The sequence below is a fragment of the Nocardioides jishulii genome, from assembly GCF_006007965.1.
Lineage (GTDB): Bacteria > Actinomycetota > Actinomycetes > Propionibacteriales > Nocardioidaceae > Nocardioides > Nocardioides jishulii.
In genome coordinates this window covers 1,451,965-1,470,775 of record NZ_CP040748.1, presented here as the reverse complement: position 1 = coordinate 1,470,775, position 18,811 = coordinate 1,451,965, and the positions used below count along the sequence as shown (strand labels likewise).

Genomic DNA, 18,811 nt, shown 5'->3' with positions numbered 1-18,811 from the left:
ACTACTCCTGCTCGCCGTCGGCGTCGGGTCGGTCAAGACCGGCCAGGAACTGCTCGAACTGTGCCCCCAGGTCGTCACCGGTGGGCAAGGGCTCGTCGGGCGCCAGCAGGGACGAACCAGCCTCCTCCGAGCGACGGAAGGCGTCGTACTGCTGCTCCAGCGCCGTGACCACGTCGGCCACCTCCGCGTGGTCGGCCAGGTAGTCGACGATCTCTTCCTCACACATCTCTGCCGCCTGGCGCAGAGCGGTCAGGTCGACGGTCAGCCGCCCACCGCGCTCGAGCTGCTCCAGCAGGACCACGGAGGCGACCGGGTACTCCATCTGCGCGAGGTAGTGCGGGATGTGGGTGATGTAGCCCAGCGCAGCATGACCCCACTCGCCGAGGCGGACCTCGAGCAAGGCCTGGACGCTCGAGGGCACCCGGACCTCTCCTGCCCAGGCGCTGCGGCCGGTGAGCAGGGACGGGTCGTTGGAGTGGTAGGTCACCGCCACCGGGCGGGTGTGCGGCACGGCCATCGGGATCGCACCCAGGCTCACCACGCGGGTGACGCCGAGCCGCTCCACCACCTCGCGCACCGCCAGCGCGAAGCCCTCCCAGCGGATGTCGGGCTCGGGCCCGCGCAGCAGCAGGAACGGCGTGCCACCGGTGTCGCGCAGCAGCCGTACGTTGAGCCTCGGCGCCTCGTAGCCCTCGTAGTGGTCCTGGAGGAAGGTCACCGGAGGGCGCCGCGCGCGGTAGTCGTACAACGCGTCGATGTCGAAGGTGGCGACGACCGGACCGTCGCTCAGCTCGTGCAGGTGCTGCACGGCGAGCGCGCTCGACTGACCCGCGTCGAGGAACCCGCTGAGGGCGACCACCATCGTCAGTTCGTCCGTGCCGTCGAGCTCGGGGACGTCGTCGACGATGTGCACGAGCCTGGGTCCCTGGTCTGCCATGGAGCAAGGGTATTCGTCCCGGCCCACGAACGGGCGCTGCGGCCCCGCCACGCCGAAACGTACGCCTCCCGCGACGCGCGCCCGCGCGAGCCGACCGCCGGCACCACCCTGCGGACCCACCGTTGCACCCAGGTGACGACGGGCACACCCCACGGTGCTGACTGGTTGGTTACCGGGGGGTAACGTAGGGCTGACCCGACCCAGCCGGTCGGGATACCACCGATCACAGGAGACTCAGTGCCCCGACAGTTGCGAGAGGTCGTCTTCGTCGACGGCGTGCGCACGCCGTTCGGCAAGGCCAAGGGCCAGTTCGCCGAGACCCGTGCCGATGACCTCGTCATCAAGTGCATCCGCGAGCTCATCGAGCGCAACCCGCAGTTGCCGCCGGAGCGCGTGGACGAGGTCGCGATCGCGGCCACCACCCAGATCGGCGACCAGGGCCTCACGCTGGGCCGCACCGCCGCGCTGCTGGCTGGCCTGCCCAACACGACTCCGGGCTACTCGATCGACCGCATGTGCGCCGGCGCCATGACCGCGGTGACCACGGTCGCCGGCGGCATCGCCTTCGGCTCCTACGACGTCGCCATCGCCGGCGGCGTCGAGCACATGGGCCGCCACCCCATGGGTGAGGGCGTCGACCCCAACCCGCGCATCGTGGCCGAGAAGATCGTCTCCCCCGAGGCGCTCGTCATGGGCAACACGGCGGAGAACCTGCACGACCGCTACCCCTCGATCACCAAGGAGCGCTGCGACGCCTACGCCGTCCGCAGCCAGGAGAAGACCGCTGCGGCCTACGCCGCCGGCAAGATCCAGCCTGACCTCGTCCCCGTCGCCGCCCGCTCGGTCGAGCAGGGCTGGGGCCTGGCCACCACCGACGAGGGTCCCCGTCCCGGCACCTCCATGGAGTCGCTGGCCGGCCTGAAGACCCCGTTCCGTCCGCACGGCAACGTCACCGCGGGCAACGCGTCCGGCATCAACGACGGCGCCACCGCGGCGATCCTCGCCGACGAGGAGACCGCCAAGGAGCTCGGGCTGCCGATCAAGATGCGCCTCGTCTCCTACTCCTTCGTGGGTGTCGAGCCCGAGGTCATGGGCGCCGGCCCGATCCCGGCGACCGAGAAGGCCCTCAAGCAGGCTGGGCTGACCATCGACGACATCGGCGCCTTCGAGGTCAACGAGGCCTTCGCCGTCCAGGTGCTGGCCATGCTCGAGCACTTCGGCATCGCCGACGACGACGCTCGCGTCAACCCCTACGGCGGCGCGATCGCCATGGGTCACCCGCTCGCCTCCTCGGGCGTCCGCCTGATGAACCAGCTGGCCCGCACCTTCGAGGAGAAGCCGGAGGTCCGTTACGGCCTCACCACCATGTGCATCGGCATCGGCATGGGTGGAACGGTCGTCTGGGAGAACCCGCACTGGAACGGAGAGTCCGCCTGATGTACGACGTGAACGCACTGCTCGAGAAGGCGACCGCGCTCGCCTCCGACGCCGAGGTCGTCACCGAGGCCAAGCTGCGCAAGGTGACGCTGCCCGGCGGCGCCGGGGTCATGGGCCTCATCACCCTGGACAACGGCCACGACCACACCCGGCCGAACACCTTCGGTTTCAAGGGTCTGATCTCCCTCAACACCGCGATCGACGCCGCCCTGGCCGACGACGAGATCGTCGCCATCGGCGTCACCGGCAAGCCGTTCATCCTTGCTGCCGGCGCCGACCTGACCTCGGTGGCCTCCTCCGGGCCGTCGGGCGTGCGTACGATCGCCGAGCTCGGCCACGCCGTCTTCGGCAAGCTGCACGGCACCAAGCCCTCCTTCGGCTTCATCAACGGCCTCGCCCTCGGCGGTGGCCTCGAGGTCGGTCTGCACTGCGACTACCGCACCGTGCAGGACAGCGCCCCCGCACTCGGCCTGCCCGAGGCCATGCTCGGCCTGGTCCCCGGCTGGGGTGGCGCGTGGCTGGTCCCCAACCTCATCGGTGCCGACAAGGCCGTCACCGTGGCGTTGGAGAACCCGCTCAACAACGGCAAGACCGTGGGCGGCAAGAAGGCCTTCGAGCTCGGCCTGGCCGACGCAGTCTTCGGCGGCGTGAACTACCTCGAGTCCTCGCTGCGCTGGGCCGCTGACGTGCTCACCGGCAAGGTCGTGGTCGAGCGTCCCGAGATCGACCGGGGCGCCGGCTGGGATGCCGCCATCGACCGTGCCGAAGGCATCGTCCTGGCCCGCACCGGTGGCGCCTCCCCCGCCGCGCGCAAGATCGTCGAGCTGATCGCCAACGCCCGCACCGCCACCCGCGAGGAGGGCTTCGCCGCCGAGGACGCAGCACTGGAGGCCATGTCGCAGACGCCTGAGCTGCGCGCCAGCCTCTACGCGTTCGACCTCGTGCAGAAGCGCGCCAAGCGTCCCGCCGGCGCACCGGACAAGTCGCTGGCGCGCAAGGTCACCAAGGTCGGCATCGTCGGCGCGGGCCTGATGGCCTCGCAGATGGCGCTGCTCTTCGCCCGTCGCCTGCAGGTGCCGGTCGTGCTCACCGACCTCGACGAGGAGCGCGCCCAGAAGGGTGTCTCCTACGTGCACAACGAGGTCGAGAAGCTGCTGGCCAAGGGCCGCATCAACTCCGACAAGGCCAACCGCCTCAAGTCGCTGGTGACCGGCTCGGCCGACAAGGCCACCGCCTTCGCCGGCGCCGACTTCGTCATCGAGGCCGTCTTCGAGGAGATGTCGGTCAAGAAGTCCGTCTTCGCGGACGTCGAGAAGGTCGTCAGCCCGGAGTGCATCCTGGCCACGAACACCTCGTCGCTGTCGATCACCGAGATGGCTTCCGAGCTGGAGCACCCGGAGCGGGTCGTGGGCTTCCACTTCTTCAACCCGGTCGCGATCATGCCGCTGCTCGAGATCGTCAAGGGCGAGCAGACCGACGACGCCACCCTCGCCACGGCCTTCGCCACCGGCAAGGGCCTGAAGAAGACCACCATCCTGGTCTCCGACAGCCCGTCGTTCATCGTGAACCGTCTCCTGGGTCGCTTCCTGGGCGAGGTCGCGAAGGCGGTCGATGCCGGCACCCCGATCGAGACCGCCGACGCTGCGTTCGCCGGTGTCGCCCCGATGCCGCCGTTCATGCTGCTCGGCCTCGTGGGTCCGGCCATCGCGCTCCACAACAACGAGACCCTGGTGAAGGCGTTCCCCGAGCGCTTCTACGTGTCGCCGCTGCTGGAGAAGGTCGTCGAGGAGAAGATCTCCTCCTTCTACCTGCCCGACCTCACCATCGACCCGAAGGTGAAGGCGCTCCAGGTGGCTCCGCCCGAGCCGGTCGAGCTGACCAAGGAGGAGCTGCGCGAGAAGGCTCTCTCCGGGCTCGCCGAGGAGGTCAAGCTGATGCTCGACGAGGGTGTCGCCGTGGCTGCCGAGGACATCGACCTCGCCATGATCACCGGCGCCGGCTTCTCCTTCTGGAACGGTGGCCTGACCATGCTGCTCGACTCCTCCGGCATCTCGGAGAAGGTCAACGGCAAGCGGTTCCACTGATCCGCACGTAGTTCACGCAGTACAAGTTCACGCAGTACGAGTTTCACGCAGTACGACGCGAGGGCGTCCGGCCAGTTGGCCGGGCGCCCTCGTGGCATTTCTCCGCCACGGGCCCTCCCCTGATCGCCGGTTCCCGCCCGGCGCAGGGTTGGACGCGCAAAGATTCTGCCCAGTCCTCCGAACCTGATCGACGTCCCATCACGTCGGTAGGGACGTGAAGACACCCATGGCCCCGACCGGGCACCCGAGCAGCGCAGGAGGTGGCCATGCCCTCGCGCGACATCGATGAGTTCGCCGAGTTCGTCGCCCACCGCTCCCCGGCGCTCCACCGCACCGCCTACCTGATGGTCGGTGAACGCGGGCTGGCGCAGGACCTCCTCCAGGAGGCCCTCACCAAGACGTACGTGGCATGGCCGCGGTTGCGCGACCGCAGCCGGGTCGAGGCGTACGCCCGCAAGGCGATCACCACCACGGCGATCTCCTGGTACCGCAAGCGGGCGTGGAGCTCCGAGCGTCCGGCCGAGACCCTCCCCGACACGGCCGGCGACGGGCACGAGGCGGCCGTCACCGAGCGCGACTGGCTCTGGCGGGCGCTCCAGGAACTGCCGCCGAGGCAGCGCGCCGCGATCGTCTGCCGCTTCTACGACGACCTCTCCGAGGCCGCCACTGCCGAGGTCATGGGTTGCGCCGTCGGCACCGTCAAGAGCCAGGTCTCCGCCGGCCTGCGCCGCCTCCGGTCCGTGCTCGCCGAGCAGGGCCACTCCCCCGAGCTCGAACTTCCCGTCCTGATGGAGACACTCTGATGGCCCCTCGACTGTCCGACCTCATGCACGACCGTGCCGACCGACTGTCGCCGCCCGTCGTCGACCTCGACGCCGTGGTCTCGACCGGTGAGCGCCTCGTACGTCGTCGACGCGCCCTGGCCGGGGCGGGGATGGCCACCGCCACCGCGGCCGTGCTGCTGGGAGCCGTCGCTCTTCCGCAGCTCGGCCCCGGCAACGGCCCGGGACGCACGCCAGGGTCACAGTTCTCCTTCGCCGGCGCCTTCGCCGACCGCAGCCCTGCCTACGCTGTCGGCACTTCCTTCCACGTCGCGGGTCGCGACTTCACCGTGCCGACCGAGGTGCACGCCTTCGTCCAGACGACTGAGGGCGTGGTCTACGCCGACCGCAAGGGCGACGTCTGGTCGGCCACCGGTGACGAGCGGCCGTTCAAGGTCGGGAGCATCGACCCCGAGGAGCCTCGCCTCACGGCAGACGGCCCGAGGGCGGCGTGGGCACAGCCCACCGACAACGGCGCCGAGCTCGCACTCCTCGACCAGACCGAGGGCTCGGTGGTGGCGCTGCCGGCGTCCGCAGGGCCGGACGCCGTCGACGTCTACGCCCTGGACGACGAGGTGGTCTATGCCCGCGACGGTCGTGACGTCGTGCAGTGGGACACCACGGAGCAGGAGTCCACCGTGCTCATGCCCTGGACCGGCGACCTGGAGCTGGCCGACGTGGAGCAGGGCTTGGTCGCCTACCGCGCCCAGCCGTCCCCCGAGTCGGGAGACGTGGTCAGCCGGGTGACGCGCACCGTCGGTGAGGGCGGCGAGATCGCAGCCTGGAACATGCTCGACCTCTCCGACGACGGGACGCGTCTCCTGGGCGAGACCGACCCGGACGTCTTCGCCCTCTTCGACGTCGCCACCGGCAGCCACGAGAACGTCACCGTGCCCGGTTACGAGTTCGTGGTGGGCTACCGGTGGCTAGACGCCGACACCTACCTGATGATCGGCATGAACCCGCCCTACGCGAACGCCTCGGTGGACATCCTCGAGTGCGAGGTCGGCGGGGACTGCACGGTCGCGGCGCCCCAGATCGGCAGCTTCGACGACGGCCTGGTGCTCTCCTTCGGGGAGCCGATGGACGGCTGAGCCGACCACCGCACGTACGCCCCGTCCGCGCACCGCGGGCCGGGGCGTACGCCTGTCAGGACGCCGGCGTGCCGGCCTCGCGGGCCTCGCGGGCCTCGGCCGCCAGTCGCTGCCCCAACCGGGAGTGGCGACGGCCGTAGGCGAAGTAGACGACGATGCCGATCGCCATCCAGGCCAGGAACCTCATCCAGGTCTCCCCCACCAGGTTGAGCATCAGGTAGAAGCTCAGGAGCACCGAGAGCGGCGCGACCACCGTGACGCCCGGCACCCGGAAGCCGCGCTGCAGGTCAGGACGCGTACGCCGCAGCACGAGCACGCCCACGGCGACGAGGATGAACGCGAAGAGCGTGCCGATGCTGACGAGGTGGCCGAGCGTCTCGAAGTCCACGAAGCCGGCGAGCAGGGCCACGCCCGCGCCGCTGATCAGGGTGATCCGCGACGGGGTGCGGTACTCGGGGTGGACCTTCGCCAGCCATCGCGGCAGCAGGCCGTCACGCGCCATGGCGAAGCCCACGCGGGTCTGCCCCATGACCAGGGTCATCGTGACCACCGTGAGCCCGATCGTGGCACCGATCGCGATCGCGGTGCCGACCCAGTCCTGACCCACCGCCCGGAAGGCCGTGGCCAGGGGCGCGGAGTCCTCGGGGTCGATGTCGGTGTACTTCTGCATGCCCGTGATGACGAGGCTCACCGCGACGTAGAGCGCGGTCACGATCGCCAGCGAGAAGAGGATGCCCCGCGGCACGTCGCGCTGCGGGTTGCGCGTCTCCTCCGCCACGGTGGCCACGACGTCGAAGCCGAGGAAGGCGAAGAAGACCACGGCGGCTCCGGCCATCACGCCTGCCCAGCCGTAGACGGCGGGCTCGAGGCCGAAGAGTGAGCTGATCAGCGGCGAGCTCCAGAAGGAGGCGTCACCGGCAGGCACACTCTTGCTCTCCGGCACGAACGGCACCCAGTTGGAGACCTTGACGTAGGACACCCCCATCACGATGACCAGGGCCACGACGGCGAGCTTGAGGCCGGTGACCACCTGGTTGACGACGCTGGCCAGCTTGATCCCGCGCGCGAGCACCGCCGTCACGAGGAGGGCGATCAGCATGGCGGGCAGGTTGACGACCCCGTGGGTCGACGACGCCAACGCGGTGGGCACCTCGAAGGGGGTGTCGGCCAGCAGGCTCTGCAAGTAGCCGGAGAAGCTAGAGGCCAGGGCCGCCCCGCCCACCGTGAACTCCAGGACGAGGTCCCAGCCGATCAACCACGCGATGAACTCACCGAAGGTCGCGTACGAGAACGTGTAGGCGCTGCCAGCCACGGGCAGCGTCGAGGCGAACTCCGCGTAGCAGAGGGCGGCGAGCGCACAGGCCAGACCGGCGACCAGGAACGAGATGGAGATGGCCGGTCCGGAGTTCTGCGCCGCCACCGTGCCGGTGTAGACGAAGATCCCGGCGCCGACGATGACGCCCACGCCGAAGACCGTCAGGTCGAGGGCGCTGAGGCTCTTCTTCAGCCGGTGCTCGGGCTCGTCGGTCTCGGCGATCGACTGCTCGACGCTCTTGGTGCGCAGGAGGCTGTTGAGCAGGAGGCTCATGAGGTCGAGCGCGTCCTCATGCGCTCTGGGTGACGTCGACGAGTGGCTGCCCGGCCTCGGTGGCCGTGATGTCCTCGACGATCGAGCGGGCGAGCGACTGGGCGTCCAGCCCACAGCGGGTGAGGATCACCGGACGTTTGGCGTGGTCCAGGAACTGCTGCGGGATGCCGTGCAGCCGTACCGGGGTGGTGACCCCGGCCTCGTTGAGCGTCTGCAGCAGCACCGATCCGCACCCACCGATGATCCCGTTGTCCTCGACGCTGACGACGAGGCGGTGCTCGCCGGCAGCGGCGACGATCGCGGGGTCGACCGGCTTCACCCACCGGGGGTCGACCACCGTGACGCCGATGCCCTGGGCGAGCAGCCGGTCGGCCACCTCGAGCGCCGTGGCGACCATCGAACCGACGGCGACGATCAGGACGTCCTTGTCCCCCTCACGCACCATGACGTCGGCGCGGCCCATGCGGCCCACGGCCTCCATGTCGGCCGGCGGCGGGCCCTTGGGGAAGCGCACCACCGTCGGAGCGTCGTCGACGTCGACGGCCTCGTCGAGGAGCTCGGTCAGGCGCGTGGCGTCACGGGGTGCCGCGAGCTGGAGGCCCGGGACGACCTGGAGGATCGACATGTCCCACATGCCGTTGTGGCTGGCGCCGTCGTCACCGGTGACGCCCGAGCGGTCCAGCACGAAGGTCACGCCGCACTGGTGCAGGGCGACGTCCATGAGGACCTGGTCGAAGGCACGGTTGAGGAACGTGGCGTAGACGGCGAAGACGGGGTGGAGACCACCCATCGCCAGTCCGGCTGCGGAGGTCACGGCGTGCTGCTCCGCGATGCCCACGTCGAAGGTCCGCTTCGGGAAGCGCCGCTCGAAGGCGTCGAGGCCGACCGGGTGCATCATGGCGGCGGTGATGCCGACGACGTCGGAGCGGCGTTCGCCCAGCTTCACCATGGCGTCGGAGAAGTGGTCGGTCCAGATGCGACCGGTGGGGTGCTCCTCACCGGTGAGGATGTCGAACGGGCGCGGAGCGTGGAACTGGTCCGCGACGTGCTCCTCGGCGGCGGTGTAGCCGTAGCCCTTCTTGGTCAGCGCGTGCACGATCACCGGGCCGTTGAACTTCTTGGCCGCCGAGAGGGCGTGCTCGAGCGCCGCACGGTCGTGCCCGTCGACGGGACCGACGTACTTCAGGCCGAGGTCCTCGAAGAGCCCCTGGGGCGCGATCGCGTCCTTCATGCCCTTCTTCATGGCGTGCAACGCGTCGTACGCCGCCGGCCCGACCCCGGGCACGGCGTTGAGCCGACGCTTCACGACGTCGAGCAACTGCTCGTAGCGCGGGCTGGTGCGCAGGGTGGTCAGCGCGTTGGCGAGACCACCGACGGTCGGGGTGTAGGAGCGCTCGTTGTCGTTGACGACAATGACGAGTCGGCTGTCCTGGGCCACGGCGATGTTGTTCAGGGCCTCCCAGGCCATGCCGCCGGTGAGGGCGCCGTCGCCGATGACGGCGACGACGTGACGGTCCTCGCCCTTGATCGCGTACGCCTTGGCGAGGCCGTCGGCGTAGCTCAGTGCGGTGGAGGCGTGGGAGTTCTCGACGATGTCGTGCTCGGACTCGGCACGACTCGGGTAACCACTGAGCCCACCCTCCTGGCGCAGCGTGGCGAAGTCACCCGCGCGCCCGGTGAGCATCTTGTGCACGTAGGACTGGTGACCGGTGTCGAGCACGATGCGATCACGCGGCGAGTCGAAGGTGCGGTGGATCGCCAGCGTCAGCTCGACGACGCCGAGGTTGGGACCGAGGTGGCCGCCGGTGACGGCACAGGTGGAGACCAGCAGCTGCCGGATCTCCTGAGCCAGTTCCTCGAGCTGGTCGTCGCTGAGGCCCCGCAGGTCGCGTGGCGTGGCGATCGAGTCCAGGTGACCCATGGTCCTCCGCTTTCCGGTGTGTGGCAGTGGTTCAGCGCGGGGTGGCGGCACGACGTCGTACCGGCCCACGATGAAGGGACAAGTCTAGGTGATCGGGCCAGCGGTCCATCAGTCCTCGCCGTCCAGCGGGGTGCAGATGCAGACGCGGTTGCCGTCGGCGTCGGCGAGCACGGTGAAGCTCGGCGCGTCGGCGTCGCTGACCAGCGTCCCCCCGGCCGCGAGCGCCGCCTCGATGCGCGGCCCGGCCTGCTCGGGCGGCAGCACGAGGTCGAGGTGGAAGCGCTGGCGCGGTTCCTCGCTGTCGCTGCTCTGGAACCACAGGAGGGGCATCGAACCTGTGTCGCTGGCGACCTCGTCCTCCCCCTCGTCGGTCGTGTCCAGCACCGCTGCCCAGAACGGGCGTACGCGCTCGGCGTCGGGGGTGTCGAGGGCGAGCTCGGTCACCGACAGGCCGGCCGTGTCGGCCAGGACGGCCAGCTCGGCCGCGGCGTGGCTGATCCTGCGCGCCAGGCGTACGTCCCGCCCGGTGACACCGCCCGCGTCGTGGCTGAGCAGCCTCACGCCGAGGTTGCCGTAGCGCAGGTCGAGGTCGGGGTGGTGGTCCATCTCCTCGGCCATGGCGCCGATCCTGTTGACCAGGTCGAGCCCGGTCGCGAAGTCACCCGTGAGGAACCGCGTGTGCAGCGCCCCCTGGAGGAACCGCCAGTCAGCGAGGCCGGCCTCAGCGACCTGGTCGTGGTGGAGCGTGGTCATGCTGCCTCCCGAGATGAGACCTGCCGGGGCAGGTCGGACGTCAGCGTCCCTTGACGTCGGCGGCGACCGCAGCCGCGGTGGCCACGGCGGTGACGACGCCGACCGAGGGCCAGGCGCCGATCTTCTTCGCCAACGGGTGGGACGCCCCGAAGGCACCGACGTAGACGGCCGTGAGCGCAGCGGCGCCCACGGGTCCGACCTTGGTGGCCCACTCCTTGGCGGCAGCGGCTCCCGCCACGGCGAGGACAGCCCCGCCGAGGGGACGCTTTCCGCTGAAGCGGGCGGCGGCGGAGCCACCCACGAGTCCGACGGCAACCAGGGGTGCGGTGGGAATGCTCATGTGGCTCACCCTACGACGTCACCCGCCGCCTGCTCACGCAGGAAGGCCGGGAGGATCTGCTCGGCCGCTCGCGTGAGCGGCAACGTCGCGATCTCGTCAGGGGCGACGAAGACGATCCTCCGCCCCTCGTGGCACTCGACGTCGTCATCAGCGAGGTCGACATCGGCCACGAAGACCTGCATCCGGTCCCAGGTGCCGTGGGACCGACGGTGGTCGACGACGAAGTCACGCCACAGCTGCAGGTGCCCTGCCGGGAGGACGAGGCCGGTCTCCTCCTCGAGCTCCCGGGGGGCCGCCTGCGCAAAGCTCTCGCCGGGCTCCACGTGGCCCCCTGGGAGACCCCAGGCGTCCGGATCGATCGGGGCGTGCTCGTCGCGCTCCTGCAGGAGGATCCACCCACGACGGTCGCGCAGGAGGACGCCGGCGAACCGCTTCTCCCCCAGCGTCGCGGGAGTGCGCGCGACCCAGTCGCGCAGGAGACCCAGCACGTCGACCGCGCTGACGACGACGTCGGTGAGGTCCAGGTCGTCGAGGTCGCGGAAGAGCATCTGCAGGCCCTCGTGGCACTCGATCTCCGACTGCCCCAGGTCTGTGCGGGCGGCGAAGAACTCCCACGTCCACTCCCCGACCCCCGGCACGACCAGCTGCTGCTCGCCAAGGCTGGTCAGCTGCTCGGGCGGCAGGCGTACGCCGGTCTCCTCGGCGAGCTCCCGCGCCGCACAGTCACGACCGGACTCGCCGGGCTCAGCGCGGCCGCCGGGGAAGCACCACTGACCGGGCCAGCGCTCGGTGAGCTCGTCACGCTGCTGCATGAGCACCCATCCCCGCGGGTCGACGAGGGCGGTGCAGGCGAAGTCGACCATGGGGCGAACCTAGCGCGGTGGAGTACGGCGAGCTTCGTACGGCCTCACAGTCGCGCGACGTAGCGGCGGCCGCGCAGCGCCTCCTCCACCAGGCCCACCGCCCGGCGCACGGTGGCCAGTCGAGCGTCCTCGATCAGGAAGGTCTGGACGGCAGCCTCCACGACGGCGTCCGTGGCCACGTCACGCAGGTCGACCCGGATCCCGCTGAGGCCGCGCCGCACCGCTGCCTGGTCGGCCTCGACGTGGATCACGGCGAAGCGGGCCAGCACCACGGCGTGCCGACGCAGCCCCTGGTAGCGGCGGTACTCGGGCGGACAGAGGTCCAGGAGCCAGTTGACCGCAGTGGCCTCCCAGTCCGGGGCATCGGGCGGCCGGACCTCGGAGGGCCAACCGGGTGGAGCGACATGACGTGACACTCAGCCATCGTACTCGAACACCTGTTCGAACACGTCAGGAGTGGGGGTCCAGCGCTGCCTCGGCCTCGGCCAGGTGGGGATCCCGCAGGCCGACGACGTCGTGGCGCCACCAGGTGTCGGGATAGACCAGTCGGCCGGTCATCCAGGAGTCGTAGGCCTTCAGAAGGCGCACCTGGAAGGCGGCCTCCGGGATGCGGTCGGACGGACGTTCGACCCCGCGCGTCGCTCCCTCGAACCAGCCCCGTCGGCCGTAGTAGCCGGGACTGCCCTCGAGGGCGATCATCGGCGCCCCCACCTCGTCGCCGTAGGCCGTGCTCGCCCGCAGCAGGGCAGCGCCGACCCCCTGCCCCTGGTGGTCGGGGTGGACAGCGAGCGGACTCAGCACCAGCACGTCGACGAGACGGCGCCTGGCATCGAGCCAGGCACGGCTCAGTCCGACGACACCGACCACCTTCTCGGCGCCCTTCTCCTCGACGAGGGCGACGAAGAACGCCTGGGACAGGCCACGGGCGTCCAGCTCGGAGACGGCGGAGTTGAAGGTGCGCCCCTCCTCAGGGCCGAACGTCGCCTCCACCAACGCGCGGACGGCAGCAGCATCGGTCACCCGGCCAGTGCGCACCTTCACGCCGGTGGTGCTCCTCCTCAGTCCCATGGGGCACAGTGTGGCACCACCCCAGCGCCGTCCCGGCCCACCTTCCACACCCAGGCTGCCCTGGACCAGACATCTCAGCAGGCCAGGAACGTCAAGGAAGCGGTCAGTCGCCCGAGGCGACGCAGAACTCGTTGCCGTCGGGGTCGGTGAAGACGATCCACCGGAAGCCGCCGGGCTCTCCGTTGCGCTGGTGCACTCGGGCACCGAGCTCCACCAGTCGCTCGGCCTCGGCATCGAGGTCGTCGGCAACCAGGTCGAGGTGCAGCCGCCTCGTGCCCGGCGTCGGGTCTCCCACCTGCTGCACGGCCACGACGAAGCCGTCATCCAGACGCACCGTGACGAACCCACCGTCGTGGAGGTCTACGACGGTGCCGCCCAGCGCCGAGGCCCACCAGTCGGCCAAGCTCCGCGCGTCGGTGGAGTTGAAGGTGACGTGCTCAATCTTCAGGCTCATGACTCACCACCCTGGAGCTGCCGCTCGAGCGCCGACTCCACCCGCGCCACCTTGGCGTCGAGCTCACCCTCGTAGCCAGGACGGATGTCCGCCTTCAGCACCAGGGAGACGCGGGAGCCGAACGGCGCCACCGCCTCCGTCGCGCGCTTCACGACGTCCATGACCGTGTCCCAGTCCGGTCCTTCGATCGTCGTGAACATGGCGTCGGTGCGGTTCGGCAGTCCCGACTCACGCACGACCTCCACCGCGGCCGCCACAGCGTCGGACACCGAAGCGTCCTCACGTCCCGTTCCGCTCGGCGCCACCGAGAACGCAACCAGCATCAGTGCAATCTCCTCGAAGTCGATGGGGCAGTCGCGGCGACCACCACTCTGTCGTCGTCCTCGGCGGCGGGGCTGATGCCGAAGGCGACGATCATGGGAACAGGCTAGCCGCGGGCTCCGGCGAAGCGTCGACCTCGTGCTCGGCCAGGAACGTACGCAGCTTCGCGAGCCCGGCGTGCGCCTGCGACTTCACGGTCCCGAGGCTGCACCCCAGCACGTCGGCGACCTCCCGCTCGGGACGGTCCTCGACGTAGCGCAGGACGACCACGGCCCGCTGCCGGGCGGGCAGCGCCGCCAGGGCTCGCCTGAGCTCGTCCTGCTCCGCGACGTCGCCGTCGCGCACCGCCACGTCAGGCACCACCGCGACCGTCGTCTCGCCCACCCGGCGACGACGCCAGCGTGAGATGTTCTGGCGCACCATCACGGTCCGTACGTACGCCTCCGGGTTGCCCTCGATCCGGCTCCACGCCGGCACGCATCGAGCCAGCGTCTCCTGAACCAGGTCCTCGGCGGCATGGGCGTCGGCGACCAGCAGGCGCGCGGTGCGCACCAGGGCCGGGTAGCGCGATGCCACGAACTCCGAGAACGTGTCAGGGGCGGTCACGACGCCTCCTCAACGCCGACCAGCCGAGCACGCCGACAAGCCCGACCGAGAGCACCCCGCCCACCGCACGAGGGTCGTCCGGATCCCTGGGCGCCGTTGCCGGGACCACCTCACCGGTCTCCAGCACACCGCGGGCGAAGCGCCACGCAGCACCGCGGTCGTGCTCATCGACGTCCCACGACACGAGCACGCGTCGGTTGCCGGTCTCCACATCGACGGTCGCGATGTGCGGATCGTCACCGAGCACGACCACGAGCAGGTCGCCGTCGCGCCACCCCAGGAGCCCATTGGCGACCTCCCCGCCGGGGATCAGGGTCAGGTCGACCAGCCGGGCATCCCCACCCTCCACGGCGAGGCGCCCGGTGCGCACCTGCGCCGGGGTCTCCGAGCCGCCTTCCTCGCCCAGCAGTGCCACTTGCCCGTCCCCACCCCATGCCACGGTCGGAGCCATGTGCGAGGCGCCGCCCCCGCTCGCTCGGGCAGCGAGACCCTCGCGGAGGCGGACACCCGGGTCCACCAAGGTCAACGCCTCACCTGAGCTGGTGCCGATGGCGGCGCCCTCGTTCACACCCCAGAACAGCGGGTCCACCACGTCCTCGTCACCCCAGGGCCAGGGCTCCGGCTCATCGGCGGCCAGGCGCCACCACCATCCGCCGTGTTCGTTCGAGCCCCCTTGCTCGGCCGAGGGGGCGCTGTCGCCCACGATGTTCTGTCCGTACTCGAAGACCACGGTGGTGTCATCCAGCCACGCCAACGAACCGGGGTCGAGGCCGTGGACCGTCGGGACCTCGTGACGCTGCTCCACACCCGTGCGCAGCGTTCGCACTGCCAGGCCCGTGGTGACCTTGCTCTGTGCGTCGTTGGTCTGCGGGTCCCCGCTCGGAGTTCCCGCGGTCCAGTACGCGAGCCGCTCACCGTCCGGTGAGAGGGCGAAGCCCTCCGAGCGGTCGGGGAGGTCGAGGTAGCCGTACGCCCCGGCTGCGGTGATCACCGCCAGCGCCGGCTCCCGGCCCACCCATGTCCCCCTCTCCGCCTCCGTCACCGCGACCAGCGCGGTACCGCTCACCGAGGCGGCCCACAGGGGTGGAGCGTGCACTCGGTCGGGGATCCGTGGAGCGATGCCACTGCTGGCAGCGTCGCTGGTGCCCGGAACACCCGGAACGAAAGGCAGGACCGCACCCGCCAGGCCAGCAGTGAACGCAGCCACGCACGCGACCGTCACGATGGCCCGACCCAGGCGACGTCGCTGCCAACGACGCCCTCGCGTCCACAGTGCCTCCGGCACCGGAATGGCAGTGTCGACCTCGTCGGCACTGAGCCGGCCGAGCTCCCTCTGCAGGTCCGCCCTGGTGGTCATGTCTCCCCCTCGGTGAGTGATGTTCACACAGGAGTACGCCTGCATCCGGCGGGAGGTTGGGTGGCGGACGCAACTATTTCTCTCGACGTCGTCAGGGAGCATGCACGAACCCCCGCCCCGCGAGTGCGGGACGGGGGTTCGGGAGGCTGGTGACAGCCGACTCAGCGCTGGGTTCAGCCCTTGAGCAGGTTGCGCAGCACGTACTGCATGATGCCGCCGTTGCGGTAGTAGTTCGCCTCACCGGGGGTGTCGATGCGGACCACGCCGTCGAACTCGACGACGGAGCCGTCGGCCTTGGTGGCGGTGACCTTGACGGTCCTGGGGATGCGACCCTCGTTGAGCTCGGTGATGCCGGAGAAGGAGAAGGTCTCCTCACCGGTCAGGCCGAGGCTGTCGGCGCTCTCGCCGGCCGGGAACTGCAGCGGGATGACACCCATGCCGATGAGGTTCGAGCGGTGGATGCGCTCGTACGACTCGGCGATGGCGGCCTTGACGCCCAGCAGCGAGGTGCCCTTGGCGGCCCAGTCACGCGAGGAGCCGGAACCGTACTCCTTGCCCGCCAGGACGACCAGCGGGATGCCGGCGGCCTGGTAGTTGACCGAGGCGTCGTACACGGTGGTGACCGGGGCGTCGGCCGCGTTGTCGGCCGCGGTGAAGTCGCGGGTGAAGCCGCCCTCGGTGCCGGGCGCGATCTGGTTGCGCAGACGGATGTTGGCGAACGTGCCGCGGATCATGACCTCGTGGTTTCCACGGCGCGAGCCGTAGGAGTTGAAGTCACGCTGGTCGACACCGTTCTCGGCCAGGTACTTGCCCGCGGGCGAGTCCTTCTTGATCGCACCAGCAGGGCTGATGTGGTCGGTGGTGACCGAGTCGCCGAGCTTGAGCAGCACCCGGGCGCCGTCGATGTCGTTGACGGGCGTGGGCTCGGCCGGCATGCCGTCGAAGTACGGGGGCTTGCGGACGTAGGTCGACTCGCTGTCCCACTCGAAGGTGTCACCCTCCGGGGTGGGCAGCGAGCGCCAGCGCTCGTCGCCCGCGAAGACGTCGGCGTAGGACTCGTCGAACATGTCGGAGTTGATCGCTCCGCGGATGGTCTCCTCGACCTCGGCCGGCGAGGGCCAGATGTCCTTGAGGAAGACGTCGTTGCCCTCGGCGTCCTGACCCAGCGGGTCACCGTAGAGGTCGACGTCCATCGAACCGGCCAGGGCGTAGGCCACGACCAGCGGCGGCGACGCCAGGTAGTTCATCTTGATGTCGGGGTTGATCCGACCCTCGAAGTTGCGGTTGCCCGAGAGCACCGAGACGACCGAGAGGTCCTTCTCGTTGACCGCGGCCGAGACCTCGGGGATGAGGGGACCGGAGTTGCCGATGCAGGTCACGCAGCCGTAGCCGACCAAGTTGAAGCCGAGCTTCTCCAGGTAGGGCGTGAGGCCGGCCTTCTCGTAGTAGTCCGAGACGACCTTGGAGCCGGGCGCGAGGGTGGTCTTGACCCACGGCTTGCGCGACAGGCCCTTCTCGACCGCCTTCTTCGCCAGCAGGGCGGCACCGATCATCACCGACGGGTTGGACGTGTTGGTGCAGGAGGTGATCGAGGCGATCGTCACCGCACCGTGGTCCAGGGTGAACTTCGTGCCGTCCTCGAGGGTGACCTCGACCGGGTTGCTGGGACGACCGCCGTCCTTGGGCGCTGCCGACAGGTGGTCGGTGGGGCGCTCGGAGCCGTTGCCGTTGTGGCTGGGCGGGTCGGAGGCCGGGAACGAGTCCTCGACCTCTTCGTCGTAGCCGCTGGTCTCCTGCTCACCCTCGGTGACGTAGTCGGCGAGCGCGCCCCGGAAGGACTGCTTCGCGTCGGTGACCTGGATGCGGTCCTGGGGACGCTTCGGGCCGGCGATGGAGGGGACGACGGTGGAGAGGTCGAGCTCGAGCTTCTCCGAGAAGCGCGGCTCGGCGGCCGGGTCGTGCCAGAGGCCCTGCTCCTTGGCGTACGTCTCGACGAGCGCGATCTGCTCCTCCGAGCGGCCGGTGAGGCGCAGGTAGGTGACGGTCTCCTCGTCGATCGGGAAGACCGCGATCGTGGAGCCGAACTCCGGCGACATGTTGCCGATGGTGGCGCGGTTGGCCAGCGGGAGGGCGGAGACGCCCGGGCCGTAGAACTCCACGAACTTGCCGACCACACCGTGCTTGCGCAGCATCTCGGTGATGGTGAGCACCAGGTCGGTGGCGGTGGAGCCCTCGGGCAGGTCGCCGGACAGCTTGAAGCCGACGACGCGCGGGATCAGCATGGAGACCGGCTGGCCGAGCATGGCTGCCTCGGCCTCGATGCCGCCGACGCCCCAGCCGACGACGCCGATGCCGTTGACCATGGTGGTGTGCGAGTCGGTGCCGACGCAGGTGTCGGGGTAGGCCTGCAGCTCGCCCTCGACCTCACGGGTGAAGACGGTGCGGGCGAGGTGCTCGATGTTGACCTGGTGCACGATGCCGGTGCCCGGGGGGACGACCTTGAAGTCGTCGAAGGCGCCCTGGCCCCAGCGCAGGAACTGGTAGCGCTCGCGGTTGCGCTCGTACTCGATCTCGACGTTGCGCTCGAAGGCGTCCGGGGTGCCGAAGACGTCAGCGATGACGGAGTGGTCGATGACCATCTCGGCCGGCGCGAGCGGGTTGATCTTGGCCGGGTCGCCACCCAGGTCGGCCATCGCCTCACGCATGGTGGCGAGGTCGACGACGCAGGGAACGCCGGTGAAGTCCTGCATGATCACGCGGGCAGGCGTGAACTGGATCTCCTTGTCGGGCTCGGCGTCGGCGTCCCAGCCGGCGAGCGCGCGGATGTCGTCCGCGGTGATGTTGGCACCGTCTTCGGTGCGAAGCAGGTTCTCGAGGAGGACCTTGAGGGAGAACGGGAGGGTCTTGACGTCGACGTCGTCACCCGTCACCGCGTCCAGACGGAAGATCTCGTAGGACTTCCCGTCCACGTCCAGGGTGCTCTTGGCACCGAAGCTGTCCTGACTGGCCATCAGTCGCATCTCCTACCGGGGATTGTGGTTGTCACGCTCGGACCATCTTGCCGCTGCCCGGGGGTGCGGAAAAAGGAAGGCTTGCCTTACTTTGGCGCCTGGGCCGAGGCAATATCTCTCGATGTCAAGATACACGACATCCACTTACCACCCAAC

17 protein-coding genes are annotated in these 18,811 nt (G+C 69.9%); 4 read left to right on the top strand and 13 right to left on the bottom strand.

The genetic code is table 11. From position 1 onward, the window contains the following. Window position 1 precedes the first annotated feature (1 nt). Window positions 2-937: a proteasome assembly chaperone family protein gene (locus FCL41_RS06895; protein WP_137066774.1), complete on the bottom strand. Its 936-nt coding sequence runs from the start codon at window positions 935-937 to the stop codon at window positions 2-4. A 237-nt stretch (window positions 938-1,174) separates the two neighbouring features. Between FCL41_RS06895 and FCL41_RS06890 the strand changes: the two genes are divergently transcribed. From FCL41_RS06890 to FCL41_RS06875, 4 genes are all read left to right on the top strand, one after another. After that, window positions 1,175-2,374 (top strand): thiolase family protein, encoded by a 1,200-nt coding sequence (locus FCL41_RS06890; RefSeq protein WP_137066773.1) that lies wholly within the window; start codon window positions 1,175-1,177, stop codon window positions 2,372-2,374. Next, window positions 2,374-4,458 (top strand): 3-hydroxyacyl-CoA dehydrogenase NAD-binding domain-containing protein, encoded by a 2,085-nt coding sequence (locus FCL41_RS06885; protein WP_137066772.1) that lies wholly within the window; start codon window positions 2,374-2,376, stop codon window positions 4,456-4,458. Before FCL41_RS06890 ends, FCL41_RS06885 begins: the two co-directional genes overlap by 1 nt. A gap of 266 nt (window positions 4,459-4,724) precedes the next feature. Continuing rightward, entirely contained in the window at window positions 4,725-5,261 is a 537-nt protein-coding gene (locus FCL41_RS06880; RefSeq protein WP_137066771.1) for a SigE family RNA polymerase sigma factor, read from the top strand. Next, on the top strand, window positions 5,261-6,373 hold the full coding sequence (locus FCL41_RS06875) for a hypothetical protein (protein ID WP_137066770.1): 1,113 nt from the start codon (window positions 5,261-5,263) through the stop codon (window positions 6,371-6,373). The genes FCL41_RS06880 and FCL41_RS06875 overlap by 1 nt, the downstream gene beginning before the upstream one ends. Before the next feature lie 55 nt (window positions 6,374-6,428). Here FCL41_RS06875 and FCL41_RS06870 read toward each other — a convergent pair whose 3' ends face one another. From FCL41_RS06870 to FCL41_RS06815, 12 genes are all read right to left on the bottom strand, one after another. Continuing rightward, entirely contained in the window at window positions 6,429-7,961 is a 1,533-nt protein-coding gene (locus tag FCL41_RS06870; protein ID WP_212723177.1) for an amino acid permease, read from the bottom strand. A gap of 16 nt (window positions 7,962-7,977) precedes the next feature. After that, window positions 7,978-9,882, bottom strand: coding sequence for a 1-deoxy-D-xylulose-5-phosphate synthase (gene dxs, locus FCL41_RS06865; RefSeq protein WP_137066769.1), 1,905 nt, complete (start codon window positions 9,880-9,882; stop codon window positions 7,978-7,980). A gap of 108 nt (window positions 9,883-9,990) precedes the next feature. Beyond that, window positions 9,991-10,635: a 4a-hydroxytetrahydrobiopterin dehydratase gene (locus tag FCL41_RS06860; protein WP_137066768.1), complete on the bottom strand. Its 645-nt coding sequence runs from the start codon at window positions 10,633-10,635 to the stop codon at window positions 9,991-9,993. Window positions 10,636-10,675: 40 nt separating this feature from the next. Continuing rightward, window positions 10,676-10,975, bottom strand: coding sequence for a hypothetical protein (locus FCL41_RS06855; RefSeq protein WP_137066767.1), 300 nt, complete (start codon window positions 10,973-10,975; stop codon window positions 10,676-10,678). Window positions 10,976-10,980: 5 nt separating this feature from the next. After that, entirely contained in the window at window positions 10,981-11,838 is an 858-nt protein-coding gene (locus FCL41_RS17405; RefSeq protein ID WP_137066766.1) for an NUDIX domain-containing protein, read from the bottom strand. 44 nt (window positions 11,839-11,882) lie between these two features. Then, entirely contained in the window at window positions 11,883-12,254 is a 372-nt protein-coding gene (locus tag FCL41_RS06845; RefSeq protein WP_137066765.1) for a hypothetical protein, read from the bottom strand. A gap of 34 nt (window positions 12,255-12,288) precedes the next feature. Beyond that, a complete protein-coding gene (locus FCL41_RS06840; protein ID WP_137066764.1) occupies window positions 12,289-12,906 on the bottom strand; it encodes a GNAT family N-acetyltransferase in 618 nt (205 codons plus the stop codon). A gap of 103 nt (window positions 12,907-13,009) precedes the next feature. Continuing rightward, the gene (locus tag FCL41_RS06835) at window positions 13,010-13,360 is read right to left on the bottom strand and encodes a VOC family protein (RefSeq protein ID WP_137066763.1); all 351 of its coding nucleotides are present in this window, start codon (window positions 13,358-13,360) and stop codon (window positions 13,010-13,012) included. After that, complete coding sequence (locus FCL41_RS06830; RefSeq protein ID WP_137066762.1) at window positions 13,357-13,683, bottom strand: thiamine-binding protein; 327 nt, start codon at window positions 13,681-13,683, stop codon at window positions 13,357-13,359. The genes FCL41_RS06835 and FCL41_RS06830 overlap by 4 nt, the downstream gene beginning before the upstream one ends. A 91-nt stretch (window positions 13,684-13,774) precedes the next feature. Beyond that, window positions 13,775-14,287, bottom strand: coding sequence for a SigE family RNA polymerase sigma factor (locus FCL41_RS06825; protein ID WP_137066761.1), 513 nt, complete (start codon window positions 14,285-14,287; stop codon window positions 13,775-13,777). Continuing rightward, the gene (locus FCL41_RS06820) at window positions 14,274-15,644 is read right to left on the bottom strand and encodes a hypothetical protein (RefSeq protein ID WP_137066760.1); all 1,371 of its coding nucleotides are present in this window, start codon (window positions 15,642-15,644) and stop codon (window positions 14,274-14,276) included. Before FCL41_RS06820 ends, FCL41_RS06825 begins: the two co-directional genes overlap by 14 nt. A 173-nt stretch (window positions 15,645-15,817) precedes the next feature. Then, window positions 15,818-18,655 carry an aconitate hydratase gene (locus FCL41_RS06815; RefSeq protein WP_137066759.1) on the bottom strand — a complete coding sequence of 946 codons (2,838 nt, stop codon included), beginning with the start codon at window positions 18,653-18,655 and terminating at the stop codon, window positions 15,818-15,820. Window positions 18,656-18,811 lie beyond the last annotated feature (156 nt).

Bases quoted from the DNA above. Each gene is read 5' to 3' on its own strand.
- FCL41_RS06895 (WP_137066774.1), bottom strand. From the start codon at position 937: ATGGCAGACCAGGGACCCAGGCTCGTGCACATCGTCGACGACGTCCCC.
- FCL41_RS06885 (WP_137066772.1), top strand. From the start codon at position 2,374: ATGTACGACGTGAACGCACTGCTCGAGAAGGCGACCGCGCTCGCCTCC.
- FCL41_RS06880 (WP_137066771.1), top strand. From the start codon at position 4,725: ATGCCCTCGCGCGACATCGATGAGTTCGCCGAGTTCGTCGCCCACCGC.
- FCL41_RS06875 (WP_137066770.1), top strand. From the start codon at position 5,261: ATGGCCCCTCGACTGTCCGACCTCATGCACGACCGTGCCGACCGACTG.
- FCL41_RS06870 (WP_212723177.1), bottom strand. From the start codon at position 7,961: ATGAGCCTCCTGCTCAACAGCCTCCTGCGCACCAAGAGCGTCGAGCAG.
- dxs (WP_137066769.1), bottom strand. From the start codon at position 9,882: ATGGGTCACCTGGACTCGATCGCCACGCCACGCGACCTGCGGGGCCTC.
- FCL41_RS06860 (WP_137066768.1), bottom strand. From the start codon at position 10,635: ATGACCACGCTCCACCACGACCAGGTCGCTGAGGCCGGCCTCGCTGAC.
- FCL41_RS06855 (WP_137066767.1), bottom strand. From the start codon at position 10,975: ATGAGCATTCCCACCGCACCCCTGGTTGCCGTCGGACTCGTGGGTGGC.
- FCL41_RS17405 (WP_137066766.1), bottom strand. From the start codon at position 11,838: ATGGTCGACTTCGCCTGCACCGCCCTCGTCGACCCGCGGGGATGGGTG.
- FCL41_RS06840 (WP_137066764.1), bottom strand. From the start codon at position 12,906: ATGGGACTGAGGAGGAGCACCACCGGCGTGAAGGTGCGCACTGGCCGG.
- FCL41_RS06835 (WP_137066763.1), bottom strand. From the start codon at position 13,360: ATGAGCCTGAAGATTGAGCACGTCACCTTCAACTCCACCGACGCGCGG.
- FCL41_RS06830 (WP_137066762.1), bottom strand. From the start codon at position 13,683: ATGCTGGTTGCGTTCTCGGTGGCGCCGAGCGGAACGGGACGTGAGGAC.
- FCL41_RS06820 (WP_137066760.1), bottom strand. From the start codon at position 15,644: ATGACCACCAGGGCGGACCTGCAGAGGGAGCTCGGCCGGCTCAGTGCC.
- FCL41_RS06815 (WP_137066759.1), bottom strand. From the start codon at position 18,655: ATGGCCAGTCAGGACAGCTTCGGTGCCAAGAGCACCCTGGACGTGGAC.